Source organism: Bacillus cereus group sp. MG4 (assembly GCF_040460055.1).
In the GTDB taxonomy this organism is placed as follows: domain Bacteria; phylum Bacillota; class Bacilli; order Bacillales; family Bacillaceae_G; genus Bacillus_A; species Bacillus_A wiedmannii.
The window spans coordinates 2,337,932-2,352,466 of sequence record NZ_JARVGZ010000001.1; the positions used below are offsets into that span (position 1 = coordinate 2,337,932).

Consider the following 14,535-nt stretch of genomic DNA (forward strand, 5'->3'; position numbering starts at 1 on the left):
CCGCCCCTATAAAAGGGACGAGAGTTAACTCGCGATACCACCCTAATTATGAATTGATTATTATAACAATCAATTCATCACCTCATGGTGCCGTAACGTGGCAAGACGGCAGTGATTAGCTGCTCTCAGGATTAGCTTTCTGTTACCCTTCATTTAAAGCTTCTTTCAGCCATATGGAAGCTTCTCTCTATAAATGGACTGTAACGTACTTTTTCCGTCATTGATTTAATGTATTATATGACTAAATATAATAGAATTCTCTTAAGTTTGTCAATGTAGATAATCATTTATATTGCATTAACCATAGTTATTCTACTATTCATTCTTAACAGCCTTTCAATATATTATGCATTTATTAATAAATTGTACTACCTCTATATTTTTTTGAGAATATTATTTTTTTGTTATTATTAAATTATTAATAATAAAGGAGCGAGCAAAATGACAACTTTATTGAACAAGGCTAAAACATATTAACGACTGACGAAACGATATTATTTTACACTGCATGTTCATTAGATATATTTATTTATCGTTCCGTTGCAAGACCAGGACTGTTAATTTTAACGAACAAACGGCTCTTCTTTTATGGACCAGATGTAAGTAAGAACCCAATATTTGAAGAGTACTCTTTTGCAAACATTTCTAATCTAAAAGAGCAAAAGCGGCTTTTCAGCAATCAAATTATATTTATGTACGATAATGAATGGAAAAAAATAAAGTATATTCAAACAAATGATGTAAGCTCTCTCGTTCAACAAATACACGAGCAACTCTCTAAATAATGAAAGCCCTCTACTTTTATAAGTAGAGGGCTTTCATATTACACATCTTCTTTTTTCCAAAGAGGTCTTACATGAACGATCACCGTACGAATGACCGCTAAAACAGGAACTGATATTAATAGCCCTACAATTCCTGCTACTTCTCCTCCAACTAGTAATGCAAGCATAATAATAACAGGATGCATACGAAGTGACTTACCAACGATGTAAGGTGATAAAATGTTACTTTCCAAAAATTGCAAAATAGCAATCGTAATTCCCGCCTTAATGAGTAAACTTGTTGATACCGTTGCCGCAATCATCAATGTCGGAATCGCCCCTAAAATAGGACCGAAGTACGGGATTATATCCGTTACCCCAATAATAATGCCGAGTAATAATGGATATTTCATACCGATAAACCAAAAAGAAAGAACAGATACTCCCCCTAATACTAAGCAAACAAATAACTGTCCTCGAATATAACTTCCGAGTGACTTATCAATTTCTTTCGCCAGCATTTGCCCTGTACTACGCCACTTACTTGGGACTAATTTCCAAAAGATGTGATAAAATTCATCGTAATCTTTTAATATGTAAAATACAATGAACGGTATTAAGAAAATAATAAGCAACGAATCCAGTACGCCACGAGCCGTACTCATCACTTTATTTAAAAGTGATTGTATCTTCGTTTCTACACCAACAAAAATTTGTTTCACCTTTTCATGAATAAATGATGGGAAATTTGCTGTTTGTTCTGTGACGCCATCCATCCAAGAATCATACATTTTTGTAAACTGCGGAAATTGTTCATTAATCTCTTGTAACTGTTTAATAACAACTGGCGTTCCTTTATAAATTCCATAACCAATCCCGCCAAAGAAAAGGATGTAAATAAGCAAAATAGCAAGTGTACGTGGCATCCCTTCTTTATGAATTTTTTCAATTAAAGGATGCAATAAATACGCAATAAAACACGCAATAAGAAACGGTGTAATTGCCACTTTAAATACAAAAATAATCGGTGCCCATAGCGGCTTAATTTTTAAAAAGACGAGCAAACAAAGAAATACAAGTAACAATAACCCTAAACGATATATCCAAATGATTTTAAGATTCTTCACACGAAAAACCTCCTCCACCTTTATTTTGAAAATAAATAGGGTAGGTTATGTGCGAAAGTTTTAAAATCTTTTTATACAGACCATACTGTTTTGTAAAGACGTACATATACATAACATAATAAGGACAACCACCCCTGAGAATGCAGCATGAAACAATATAATCAGGAGGGCTCATAATGGTTTTATTTATGCTCGTATTATCAGCACTTTTTATGATTCTTGAATGGGTTTGTATCGGGTTTGGGATTTGGAAAGGTTTCTTTATTCGTTCCTCGCGAAAAGAAAGGGCGAAGCAATTATTTCATTACGGAATGCTTGGCGTTGGATGTTATGGCCTATCGTATCTCTTCTCTGAAATTGGACTTTTATATTTACATACAAGTGCATAAAAAAACTCCCTTATGATGAAGGGAGTTTTTTGCGCTTATAAATAAGATTTAATCATCTTACGTGCTTTTTTCATATTGCGTTTTGAAAATACATCTTGCTTGCGAGCATATTGATATGCTGCCGCTCCAACACCTAATGCGATTAATGAATTGCGTAGATTCAAAGTAAATCCCCCTTTTCGTTATCCGATCGTTCTTTCGTTCTCATCAAATAAATCATCAAGAGAGCTTAATGAACCATCTTCCTCTACTTGATGCGTATGGATTTTCCCTTTTGAAACCGATAATTCGATATAACAATTCCAGCAATAAAATTGGTTGACACCTATTTTTCCAATGTCTTTCCCTTTGCAATTTGGACAAATGAACATATGGCTTTCATCTCCTTACAGTCTCCCAGATTCTATTCGCCATTATGTCCAAACCGCATTCATTTATACATTACTGGAGCCTTTCAACGTTATACGTTTGAAAGTTTCACTATATAATTTCACCTTGTTACATGAAATCATACGGTGAAATGTTTTCCACGTCCATTTCTTCACCATTAACTGTTACCATCTGTACTTCTCCTTGTGATTCTTGCAAGCGATTCGCTAAAGTCGTTTGACGCATTGCATCATCAAGGCGATTTACACCAGATTGGAAAGCTGCTTCCTCCCCGCAAATAATGAGGAACTTTTTACTTCTTGTAATACCAGTGTAAATTAAATTACGACGTAACATACGATTGTAACTTTTCACTATCGGCATAATCACAATCGGAAACTCACTACCTTGCGATTTATGAATCGAACAGCAATACGCATGTGTAATTTGATTTAAGTCTGGCTTTGTATACGTTACCTCAATTCCATCAAATGAAACGATAATCATATCTTGTTGTTCAACGTTCTCTTTCGCATAAAACACCGAAACAATTTCTCCGATATCACCATTAAACACTTGGCTCTCCGGTTGATTAACGAGTTGCAGTACTTTATCGCCTCTTCGGTATACAACATCACCGTAAGCAATTTCTTTACTCTTTTCCCTTTTCGGATTAAACACTTCTTGCAACGCTTCGTTTAGTACATTAATACCGGCAGGGCCACGATACATCGGGGCCAGTACTTGTACATCTCTTGCGCTAAACCCTTTTGTCTTAGCATTTTCACAAACCTTCTTAACAACCTCAACAATTTGAGCTCCTGTACAGCCGATAAATGAACGATCTTTTTGATTTTGTGCTAAATCTGGTGGGAGCGTTCCATTTTTTATCGCATGGGCGAGTTGAATCACAGATGAGCCTTCCGCTTGACGATAAATTTCAGTAAGCTTCACTGTTGGAACTGCACCTGCATTCAATAAATCTTTCAACACTTGTCCAGGTCCTACAGATGGTAATTGATCTTCATCACCTACAACGATAACTTGAATGTTAGTCGGCAATGATTTAAACAGCTGATTTGCAAGCCAAATATCAACCATTGAAAATTCATCAATAATGAGCAATTTCCCTTGTACCGGATCCGTTTCATTACGCTGGAAAGACCCTTCTGGGGTCCAACCAAGTAAACGGTGAATTGTACAAGCTGGAAGCCCTGTTGATTCACTCATTCGCTTCGCTGCTCTTCCTGTTGGGGCCGTTAATAATATCGGAAATGGATTATCGTCACTGTATTCATTCGGATTTAACGATAGCCCGTGAAGTGACGCATACATTTCAACAATTCCTTTAATAACTGTTGTTTTCCCTGTTCCTGGTCCACCTGTCAATAACATCATCGGTTTATGAAGTGCCGTTTGAATCGCTTCTTGCTGAAACGGTGCATACTGTACGTTCAGTTGTTCTTCAATTTGGCCTAACGTCTTTAACACTTCTGCTTCAGGAAATGAAGGTGTTTCTTCTTGATTCATAAGTCGGCGAATAGACTTTACAACACCTTTTTCTGAGTAAAATAACGATGCTAAATACACTCGTTCTTCTTCTATGATAACTTTCCCTTCACTTTGCATCATTTCAACGCAAGCTACAATGTCTTCCTCGGTCACTCTTCCTTCTTGATTATTTAAAAGTGACATCGTTTCTCTTACGAGTTGATTTTTCCCCATATAAACGTGACCAAGTTGCAATGAAACATTCTCTAACGTATAAAAACAACCCGCACGTACACGGTCATCATGATTACCCGATATACCTAACGCACGTCCTATATCATCCGCTCTTCCAAATCCAATCCCGTCCACTTCTTCAATAAGCTTATACGGATTATTACGAATCACTTCTAATGTCATCTCTTTATATTGCTGGTAAATCTTAATAGAAAGCTTCGTTCCAAAACCGTAACCATTTAAAAAACTCATTACTTTCTCTAGTCCTTGATGTTCAACAATTGTCTCATATATTTCTTGAGCTTTTTGCTTATTGACAACACCATTTAACGCATCCGGATCATCCATAATTTTAGAGATGGCATGTTCCCCAAGATGATCCACAATTTTTTCAGCTGTACGCTTTCCTATCCCTTTAAATAAATCACTCGCTAAATATTGCACCATACCAGCTTTTGTTTGCGGCAATTCTTTCTTAAATGTTTCAACTAAATATTGTTTCCCATACTTCGGATGGTCTTTAAAATGCCCTGTCAATGTAAACACTTCATCTTCATGCATGCGGGGAAAATGACCGTTTATCATCACTTTTTTTTCGTCGTACGTTTCATTCGTCTCAATGACTTTCATACTGACAACGGAATAGAGGTTTTCTTCGTTGTGGAAAATGGTATGAAGAACTTGCGCTTTTATAAACTTTTTATCTTCCTCAAACAAATCCATTGCATGTTGATTTCCCATCTTTCCTCTCCTTTCCGGTTCGTTTCACTTTAATGAGCAGTACATCCCCCACCTATTTAGATGAGGGATAACTACCCATTAAACTATCTTTTCATCTTATTCAGCTTCTTGCTCCAATAAACGAACACCATTACCAGCTAAAAAGTGATCTGGCTGAATTTCAGTTGCTTTCTTAAATAAAGTAAGAGCCTTCTCGTTATTTTCTTCAAATACGTACGCAACACCTAAATTATAATACGCATCTGCATGCTCTTCATCCATTTCTAATACCTTTTCAAAATAAGGTTTCGCCTCTTGAATATGTTCTAAACGTGCAAAGCAAAGTCCGCACTGGAACACAGCTTCTACATCGTTTTCATCTAATTCTGTTGCTCTTTGTAAAAACGGCAGTGCAAGACGATCATTTCCAAGTTGCACATGTGTAATACCTAACATAAATGTTACATCAGCTGATTGTAATCCCGCTTGCATCGCTTGTTCAAATACAGCCTTTGCCTCTGCAAATTGCTCTTGACCGTAATATACATTTCCTAATCCATAATAAGCAGCTGCAGATTTATCATCTAATTCTAATGCACGTTTATAAAATAAAATTGCTCTTTCACTATCACTTAGTACATCCAATAAATTCGCAAAATTAATGTATCCAAGCGCATCTTTCGGATTTTCTTCGATTGCTTCTGTGAAATTTTTAGCAGCTTCTTCCCAGTTTCCTTCTTGCATATATTGAATACCTGTTTCAAGTTTGTTTGACATGTCCTTCACCTCTACAACAAATTATAACAAAGAATGTATTTTCCAAGCGAACGAAAATTCGCTTTATGTAAAAGAAACCTCTAACCGCTAATCGGCAGAGGCTTCTCATTTTATCCTAAATAATCCAATTTCTTACCACTACGATATACTTCATCAATTGTAGCACCGCCTAAGCACTCATCTCCATCATAGAAAACAACTGCTTGTCCTGGTGTAATTGCACGAATTGGCTCGTCACAAAGAATACGAACTGTATTTTCATCAACGATTTGAACCGTTACTTTATTGTCTTCTTGACGATAACGGAATTTCGCTGTGCACTTAAATTCTTTTTCTTTCGCTTCATTACTTACCCAGCCGATATTCGTAGCAATAACTTCATCACCATATAGAAGTTCGTTATGGAATCCTTGATCAACATATAAAATGTTTTCTTTCAAGTTTTTCCCAACAGCAAACCACGGATCACCGTTACCACCAATACCAAGACCATGACGTTGTCCAATTGTATAGTACATTAAACCGTCATGTTTTCCTTTCACTTCACCAGATAATGTTTGCATCACACCTGGTTGCGCTGGTAAATAGTTGCTTAAGAAATCTTTAAAGTTACGCTCACCGATAAAGCAAATACCAGTACTATCTTTCTTCGCCGCTGTCGCTAAACCAGCTTCTGTCGCCATTTCACGAATTTGCGGTTTCTTTAATTCACCTAATGGGAACATTGTTTTTGATAATTGCTCTTGGCTTAATTGATTCAAGAAATACGTTTGGTCTTTATTATCATCAACGCCGCGAAGCATTTTATATTCGCCGTCCATATAAGCAACGCGTGCATAATGACCTGTCGCTACATAATCAGCACCAAGCGCAATTGCATGCTCTAAAAATGCTTTAAATTTAATTTCTTTATTACACATTACATCTGGGTTTGGTGTACGACCAGCTCGGTACTCATCTAGGAAGTACGTAAATACTTTATCCCAGTATTGTTTTTCAAAGTTTACTGCATAATACGGAATGCCAATTTGGTTACACACTTCAATTACATCATTGTAATCTTCTGTTGCTGTGCAGACACCATTCTCATCTGTATCATCCCAGTTTTTCATAAAAATCCCGATTACATCATAACCTTGCTCTTTTAATAAAAGAGCTGCTACAGATGAATCGACGCCACCGGACATCCCGATGACAACGCGTGTTTCTTGAGGTAGTTTGTTCATCATGTCACCTCCCATGCTAATTTTGTGTTAATCGCTTCACGATTTTCACTGTTTCGTACGCCGCTTTCTCAATTTGCTCTTTCGTATTTCCAAGTCCGAAACTAAAGCGTACGGATGAACGTATTTGATCGGAGTCTTTTCCGAACATCGCTACTAATACATGTGATGGATCAATCGAACCAGCTGTACACGCCGAACCACTCGACACTGCAATGCCAGCTAAGTCTAAGTTCACAAGGAACGGTTCAATGTTCATTCCTGTAAAACTGATATTAAGCACATGTGGTAAGCGATATTCTAAGTTTCCGTTTACCTCGAAAGTAATGTCTTCATTTTTGAAGACAGATACCATTATATCTTTAAACTCTTCATATTGGGCATTTTTTTGCTCACGAGTTTTTTCAGCTAGCAAAATTGCATGTTGCAAACCAACGATACTCGGTACATTTTCAGTACCAGCACGGCGTTTTCTTTCTTGCTCCCCGCCTATTAATAACGGTTCAAATTTCACATTTGCACCAGCGTATAGGAACCCTACACCTTTTGGTCCATTAATTTTATGAGCTGAAATCGATAATAAATCAATGCCGAACTCTTTCACATCTATTTCTACTAATCCGTAAGCTTGTACCGCATCTGTATGAAAATAAGCTTGATGCTCTTTTAGCAACTTCCCTATTTCCGCGATTGGTTGCATCGTCCCGACTTCATTATTCCCAAACATAACGGATACGAGAATCGTCTCTTCTGTTAATGCATTTTGTATGTCAGAAACTTGAACGCGTCCTGTTTCATCAACAGGTAAATATGTCACTTCAAACCCTTCGCGCTCTAACAATTCACACGTATGCAAAATTGCATGATGTTCAATTCGCGTCGTTATAATATGGTTACCTTTATGACGGTTCGCACGTGCTACACCTATAAGTGCTAAATTATCAGCTTCTGTACCACCGCTCGTAAATATAATTTCATTCGGATTCGCATGAATGCTACGTGCTCCCGCGCGTCTTGCCTCATCTACTGCATGGCGCGTTTGACGTCCATAAAAGTGAATACTAGACGGGTTCCCGAATGTTTCTGTCATATATGGAATCATCTTTTCGACCACTTCTGGGTGAGTCGGAGATGTCGCAGCATGATCTAAGTAAATGCGTTCCATTAAATCTCCTTCTTTCCAAATCGTTTCACAAGGAATTAAATGTAAAACATATAGCCCCCGTGATTTTCTTCCTCATAACGTACTAAATCTTCTAACGTTGTACTATCTAACACTTCTTGCACCGCATCACGAACACGCATCCATAATTGGCGTTGTGCCGGTTCCTCTTCTTCTATCATTTCCACAACACTAATCGGACCCTCTAATACACGGATTACATCCCCAGCTGTAATGTTAGCTGGCTGATCAGACAATACATATCCGCCATATGCCCCACGCGTACTCTTTACTAGACGAGCGTTACGAAGTGGTGAAATTAATTGCTCTAAGTAATGTTCCGATAAATCATGTGCCTGCGCAATTGATTTTAAGGAAATTGGACCTTCACCAAACTTTTTTGCAAGATCGATCATAATTGTTAAGCCGTAGCGGCCTTTCGTTGAAATCTTCATCTATTTTGCACCTCTTTTCAAATTTTCACTTCTATTGGTTATATCTTATTTATAAAAGAACACAATTTAAAATCCTATGAAATTATAGCATAATATAGTATTATAAGAAATTTCAACTTGTGTATCAAAATGATAACATAAAATCACATTGAAAAACTCGGAAATTATTACAATTGAAAGAAAAATGAAAATATTTATATTCATTTTTCCCACAAAACAGCATCCTATTTCAAATTCCAATAAAAAAAATGATACGATAGAAAGAGATTATACTTTAAGGGAGACGGTAAAAATGAAACAGCCACTCGCACATCGAATGCGCCCTACAAATATTCAAGAAATTATCGGACAACAACATTTAGTTGGTGAAGGAAAAATTTTATGGCGAATGGTCCAAGCAAATCATTTTCAATCTATGATTTTATACGGCCCTCCAGGCACAGGAAAAACATCCATTGCGAGCGCAATTGCAGGAAGTACTGGAACCCCTTTTCGCCTATTAAACGCTGTTACTCATAATAAAAAAGATATGGAAGTTGTCGTACAAGAAGCAAAGATGCATCGACACCTCGTTTTAATTTTAGATGAAGTACACCGTCTAGATAAAGCAAAACAGGATTTTCTATTACCTCATTTAGAAAGCGGACTCCTTACCTTAATCGGTGCAACGACGAGTAATCCGTTCCATGCTATTAATTCTGCTATTCGAAGTCGTTGTCAAATCTTCGAATTACACGCATTAACAGAAGATGATCTTTTAATTGGCTTAAAACGAGCACTTGAAGATAAAGAAAAAGGTCTCGGGGAATATGATGTAACGGTTACGCCTGAAGCATTACATCACTTTGCAAATGCATCTGGTGGAGACATGCGTTCCGCTTATAGTGCACTTGAACTAGCTGTTTTATCTAGCTTTACAACGGATGACAAGTCTGCAGAAATTACGCTAGAAATCGCAGAAGAATGCTTGCAAAAAAAGAGTTTCGTTCACGACAAAGGTGGAGATGCTCATTATGACGTATTATCGGCATTTCAAAAATCGGTACGCGGAAGTGATGTAAATGCAGCACTTCACTATTTAGCACGTCTTATTGAAGCTGGTGATTTACAAAGCATTGGTAGACGTCTTCTTATTATGGCATACGAAGATATCGGACTTGCTAGCCCACAAGCCGGACCGCGTACACTAGCAGCCATAGAATCAGCTGAACGAGTTGGCTTCCCAGAGGCACGTATCCCACTTGCAAATGCTGTTATCGAGCTTTGCTTATCACCAAAATCAAACTCAGCTTACAAAGCACTTGATACTGCATTACACGATTTACGCAACGGTCAAACAGGCGACATTCCAAGTCATTTAAAAGATAGTCATTACAAAGGCGCAGAATCACTTGGAAGAGGCATTGGATACTTATACCCACACGACCATCCAAATGGCTGGGTACAACAACAATACTTACCTGATAAAATAAAAAACAAACAATATTATAAACCAAAAACGACAGGGAAATTTGAGCAAGCACTTTCTACTGTATATGAAAGATTACAAAGTTCGAATAAAACGAAAAATAAAGGGTAACATAAGCGAAAACGTCACCATTATGGAGGCTTCGCTTATGAAAACACGTCAAGATGCATGGACAAAAGAAGACGATCTCCTTTTAGCAGAAACTGTTTTACGACATATTCGCAGCGGCAGTACACAAATAAAAGCATTCGATGAAGTCGGCGATACATTGAACCGCACTTCAGCAGCTTGCGGATTTAGATGGAATGCTGAAGTAAGACCGAATTACGAAGATGCGGTGCAACTTGCAAAAAAACAACGTAAAGAATTAAAACGCTCTGAAGCTAAAATAGAAAAAGAACATTTCACACAAACGAAACAACTCGTAATTGATGCCGAGTTTTCAGAAGATATTACGCCAAATAAACAAGAACTTACAATGCAAAGTGTCATTTCATTTTTGCAAAACTTAGAGCACAATAACCCTTCACTCGCAAAGTTACAAACTGAAAATGACGTATTACAAGCTCAGCTCACTTCCCTGCAAAAAACAAATCATGAACTTGAAGCAAAATTAGCGGTCCTCTCAAAAAAACAACAAGCAATCGAAGAAGATTACGCCATGCTTGTTAGAATTATGGACCGTGCTCGAAAACTCGTTTCAGTTGAAGAACAAGAAGAACAGATCGCTCCAATTTTCAAGACAGATCAAAATGGAAATTTAGATATTATTTATTCTGCAGAAAATTAAAAACAGGGATGTCACTTTTTTGGCTAAGTGACATCCCTGTTTGTTTCTTTGGCGGAGAGTATATATGTGCGTATATGTGCCGGTAAATGAAATTATATCGACGATTTTTCAAATATATCTATCGAAACTCAAAATATATCGACGATTCGACAAGGAATATCGATTTACCGACAAAAATTGACGAAATATCCTTCTCTTTCATAAAAGGAAACTTCTGAAACGAATTGGATATTTTTCACTTAAATATTACTATAAACATATACGTTTGAAGGGAGATGGTTACTATTTCATTAATAGTCTTCAAAATAACACTCGGTGTTCTCGTCCTAACATTAGGATTTTTTACCATTCAAAGTTTAAAAAAGACTTCTGCCTATAAGTCGGATAAATACGATTATTCTTTATTAGGATTACTTACATTCGAATTATTAGTATTGCAAATATCTGCAATTCTTTAAAGCATAATAGAAAAAGCATATATCCTAGACGGATATATGCTTTCTTTTTATTCTTGCCCTACACGCTTCACTTCAACGTTTTTAATACGTTCACGTACAACGTGACTTGCCATAATTAGGCCTGCCACAGATGGTACGAATGCATTTGATGAAGGTGGTAATTTCGCTTTACGAATTTTTGCATTTTCGTCTGGTACGATTTCTTTACGTACTTCTTCACGAATTACGATTGGGTTTTCGTCAGAGAAGACAACTTTTACACCTTTTTTAATACCATCTTTACGAAGCTTCGTACGAATTACTTTCGCAATTGGATCTGTATGTGTTTTAGAGATGTCCGCAATACGGAAACGAGTTGGGTCCATTTTATTTGCTGCACCCATGCATGAGATAATTTTAATTTTTCGACGTAAGCACTGTTTAATTAAATGAATTTTGAACGTAATCGTATCAGATGCATCTACTACGAAATCCAATCCATGTTTGAAGAACTCTTCATATGTTTCATCAGTATAAAACATTTCTAGTCCAATTACTTCACACTCTGGATTAATGTCTGCGATACGCTCTTTCATTAATTCTACTTTTGAACGTCCTACAGTAGATACTAACGCGTGAATTTGACGGTTTACGTTTGTAATATCTACAACGTCTTTATCGACTAATACGAGACGTCCTACGCCAGAACGTGCTAACGCCTCTGCCGAAAATGACCCTACGCCGCCAATTCCTAAAATACCGACTGTACTATTTTTTAATATTTCAAGTCCTTCTTTACCGAAGGCTAATTCATTACGTGAAAATTGATGTAACATTCAGCTCTACACTCCTATTACAAAAATGGTCTATCATGTATTCTAGCGTTTTTCCGACTATTTGTATAGAAAAAGTTATAGAATTCCTAAAAATACATATTTCGAGAATAAAAACATAGTGTAAACCGGACTTTTTAAACAACCCTTTCAATATACGCTTCAAAAGGAGGATTTAGAGAACCGAGCAGATCGAGGCACATATGCTAGGAGGAGCGCAGTGTAGAAGTACTACTCGAGCACCGGACTAGCATACGTAACGACGAGATGCGACAGTTATCTGAACCGGACTTTTTAAACTTTCTCTCCAATACACGTTTAAAAAGGAGGATTCAGAGGGCCGAGCAGATCGAGGCGCTGAAGCCAGGAGGAGCGCAGTGTAGCTTTACTACTCGAGCACCAGACTGGCGAAGCAACGACGAGATGCGACTGCCATCTGAACCGGACTTTTTAAATTTCCTCTCAAAAAAAGTCTAGACGGCTATAGTATAACCATCTAGACTTTATTCTTACTTCTCTTCTTTCACGTTCAACTTCAAGTTCAGTTCTTCAAGCTGTGCTTCTGCTACTGGGCTTGGAGCTTCTGTTAATAAGCAGCTTGCGCTTGCTGTTTTCGGGAATGCAATTGTATCACGAAGGTTCGTACGGCCTGCAAGTAACATAACAAGACGGTCTAAACCTAATGCGATACCGCCGTGTGGTGGAGTACCGTATTCGAATGCTTCTAGTAAGAATCCGAATTGCTCTTGTGCTTCTTCTTGTGAGAATCCAAGTGCTTTGAACATTTTTTCTTGTACGTCACGCTCGTAAATACGAAGTGATCCACCACCAAGCTCATAACCATTTAATACAAGGTCATATGCTTGTGCACGTGCTTTTTCTGGTGCTGTTTCTAATAGCTCAACATCTTCACGGAATGGCATTGTGAATGGGTGGTGAGCTGCGAAGTAACGATCTGCATCTTCATCGTACTCAAGAAGTGGCCAATCCGTTACCCATAGGAAGTTAAATTTACTTTCATCGATTAACTCAAGCTCTTTACCTAGACGTAAACGAAGTGCACCTAAGCTATCTGCGACAACGCTCTTCTTATCTGCTACGAATAGTAATAAGTCGCCAGCAGTAGCTTCTAATGTAGCCATTAACGCGTTTGCTTCTTCTTCACCGAAGAATTTCGCAATCGGTCCTTTTAAGCCGTCCTCTTCCACTTTAAGCCAAGCTAGACCTTTTGCACCGTATACTTTTACGAATTCAGTTAATGCATCGATATCTTTACGAGAGTATTTGCTCGCAGCACCTTTTGCATTAATTGCTTTTACTTGTCCGCCGCTTTCTACAGCACTTGTAAATACTTTAAAACCACAACCTACTGCAAATTCAGATAGGTCTGTTAGTTCCATTTCAAAGCGTGTATCTGGCTTATCAGAACCGTAACGAGCCATTGCATCAGCATATTTCATACGAGGGAATGGTGCACTCACTTCTACACCTTTTGCATCCTTCATAACTTTCGTCATCATGCGCTCCATCATATCTAAAATTTCATCTTGTGTTAAGAATGAAGCTTCGATATCGATTTGTGTGAATTCTGGTTGACGGTCTGCACGTAAATCTTCGTCACGGAAACAACGTGCTACTTGATAGTAACGCTCAAATCCACCGACCATAAGCAGCTGTTTAAATAATTGCGGAGACTGTGGTAATGCATAGAATTCACCATCATGTACACGACTTGGTACTAAATAGTCACGAGCTCCTTCTGGTGTGCTCTTCGTTAAAATTGGTGTTTCTACTTCTAAGAACTCTTCTGTGTCTAAGAAGTTACGAATTGTTTTCGTTACATCGTGACGCATTTTGAATGTGTTAAACATTGCAGGACGACGTAAGTCTAAATAACGATATTTTAAACGCACATCTTCTGATGCATCTGTATCATCAGCAATAATGATTGGCGTTGTTTTTGCTGCATTTAATACGTTTACTTTCGTTGCTTGTACTTCAATACGACCCGTTGCCATATTGTCATTAATTGCGCCTTCACCACGCTCAACAACTGTACCTTCTACGTGCAATACGTATTCACTACGAATAGTTTCTGCTATTTCTAACGCTTCTTTTGATGTTTCTGGGTTAAATACAACTTGCACGATACCTGTACGGTCACGTAAGTCGATAAAGATTAATCCACCTAAATCACGGCGTTTTTGTACCCAACCTTTTAATTGAACTGTTTGTCCAACTGCTTCTACTGTTACTTTTCCACATGCATGTGTTCTTTCAGCCACTGTAAGTTCCC

13 protein-coding genes, 1 pseudogene and 1 other annotated feature are annotated in these 14,535 nt (G+C 37.6%); of the genes and pseudogenes, 4 read left to right on the top strand and 10 right to left on the bottom strand.

What is annotated here, in order from left to right; all coding sequences use genetic code 11:
- Positions 1–10 precede the first annotated feature (10 nt).
- Positions 11–230: a binding site (T-box leader), on the bottom strand.
- Between the two features lie 211 nt (positions 231–441).
- Positions 442–785: pseudogene (locus QCI41_RS12320) on the top strand (PH domain-containing protein).
- Between the two features lie 38 nt (positions 786–823).
- Here QCI41_RS12320 and QCI41_RS12325 read toward each other — a convergent pair.
- The gene (locus QCI41_RS12325) at positions 824–1,891 is read right to left on the bottom strand and encodes an AI-2E family transporter (RefSeq protein WP_353837397.1); all 1,068 of its coding nucleotides are present in this window, start codon (positions 1,889–1,891) and stop codon (positions 824–826) included.
- Positions 1,892–2,067: 176 nt separating this feature from the next.
- Here QCI41_RS12325 and QCI41_RS12330 point away from each other — a divergent pair, with 176 nt between their 5' ends.
- Positions 2,068–2,280 (top strand): hypothetical protein, encoded by a 213-nt coding sequence (locus QCI41_RS12330; protein ID WP_000242555.1) that lies wholly within the window; start codon positions 2,068–2,070, stop codon positions 2,278–2,280.
- Between the two features lie 35 nt (positions 2,281–2,315).
- Here QCI41_RS12330 and QCI41_RS12335 read toward each other — a convergent pair whose 3' ends face one another.
- From QCI41_RS12335 to cymR, 7 genes are all read right to left on the bottom strand, one after another.
- A complete protein-coding gene (locus QCI41_RS12335; protein WP_001053553.1) occupies positions 2,316–2,444 on the bottom strand; it encodes a YrzQ family protein in 129 nt (42 codons plus the stop codon).
- An 18-nt stretch (positions 2,445–2,462) separates the two neighbouring features.
- On the bottom strand, positions 2,463–2,651 hold the full coding sequence (locus tag QCI41_RS12340) for a hypothetical protein (protein WP_000469281.1): 189 nt from the start codon (positions 2,649–2,651) through the stop codon (positions 2,463–2,465).
- Between the two features lie 127 nt (positions 2,652–2,778).
- The gene (gene recD2, locus QCI41_RS12345) at positions 2,779–5,115 is read right to left on the bottom strand and encodes an SF1B family DNA helicase RecD2 (protein ID WP_046958828.1); all 2,337 of its coding nucleotides are present in this window, start codon (positions 5,113–5,115) and stop codon (positions 2,779–2,781) included.
- Positions 5,116–5,211: 96 nt separating this feature from the next.
- Positions 5,212–5,871: a tetratricopeptide repeat protein gene (locus QCI41_RS12350; RefSeq protein ID WP_353837396.1), complete on the bottom strand. Its 660-nt coding sequence runs from the start codon at positions 5,869–5,871 to the stop codon at positions 5,212–5,214.
- A 110-nt stretch (positions 5,872–5,981) separates the two neighbouring features.
- Entirely contained in the window at positions 5,982–7,097 is a 1,116-nt protein-coding gene (gene mnmA / locus QCI41_RS12355) for a tRNA 2-thiouridine(34) synthase MnmA (protein ID WP_001038022.1), read from the bottom strand.
- A 16-nt stretch (positions 7,098–7,113) separates the two neighbouring features.
- The gene (locus QCI41_RS12360) at positions 7,114–8,259 is read right to left on the bottom strand and encodes a cysteine desulfurase family protein (protein WP_060488233.1); all 1,146 of its coding nucleotides are present in this window, start codon (positions 8,257–8,259) and stop codon (positions 7,114–7,116) included.
- Positions 8,260–8,294: 35 nt separating this feature from the next.
- Positions 8,295–8,711, bottom strand: a complete 417-nt coding sequence (gene cymR, locus QCI41_RS12365) for a cysteine metabolism transcriptional regulator CymR (RefSeq protein WP_000704116.1) — start codon at positions 8,709–8,711, stop codon at positions 8,295–8,297.
- Positions 8,712–9,003: 292 nt separating this feature from the next.
- Here cymR and QCI41_RS12370 point away from each other — a divergent pair, with 292 nt between their 5' ends.
- Both QCI41_RS12370 and QCI41_RS12375 read left to right on the top strand, forming a co-directional pair.
- Complete coding sequence (locus tag QCI41_RS12370) at positions 9,004–10,290, top strand: replication-associated recombination protein A (RefSeq protein ID WP_353837395.1); 1,287 nt, start codon at positions 9,004–9,006, stop codon at positions 10,288–10,290.
- Between the two features lie 37 nt (positions 10,291–10,327).
- Positions 10,328–10,969 (top strand): RsfA family transcriptional regulator, encoded by a 642-nt coding sequence (locus tag QCI41_RS12375; protein WP_000857720.1) that lies wholly within the window; start codon positions 10,328–10,330, stop codon positions 10,967–10,969.
- A gap of 505 nt (positions 10,970–11,474) precedes the next feature.
- Here QCI41_RS12375 and QCI41_RS12380 read toward each other — a convergent pair.
- Both QCI41_RS12380 and aspS read right to left on the bottom strand, forming a co-directional pair.
- Positions 11,475–12,242, bottom strand: a complete 768-nt coding sequence (locus tag QCI41_RS12380) for a tRNA threonylcarbamoyladenosine dehydratase (protein ID WP_000903181.1) — start codon at positions 12,240–12,242, stop codon at positions 11,475–11,477.
- Between the two features lie 506 nt (positions 12,243–12,748).
- Entirely contained in the window at positions 12,749–14,524 is a 1,776-nt protein-coding gene (aspS, locus tag QCI41_RS12385; RefSeq protein ID WP_353837394.1) for an aspartate--tRNA ligase, read from the bottom strand.
- Between the last annotated feature and the right edge of the window lie 11 nt (positions 14,525–14,535).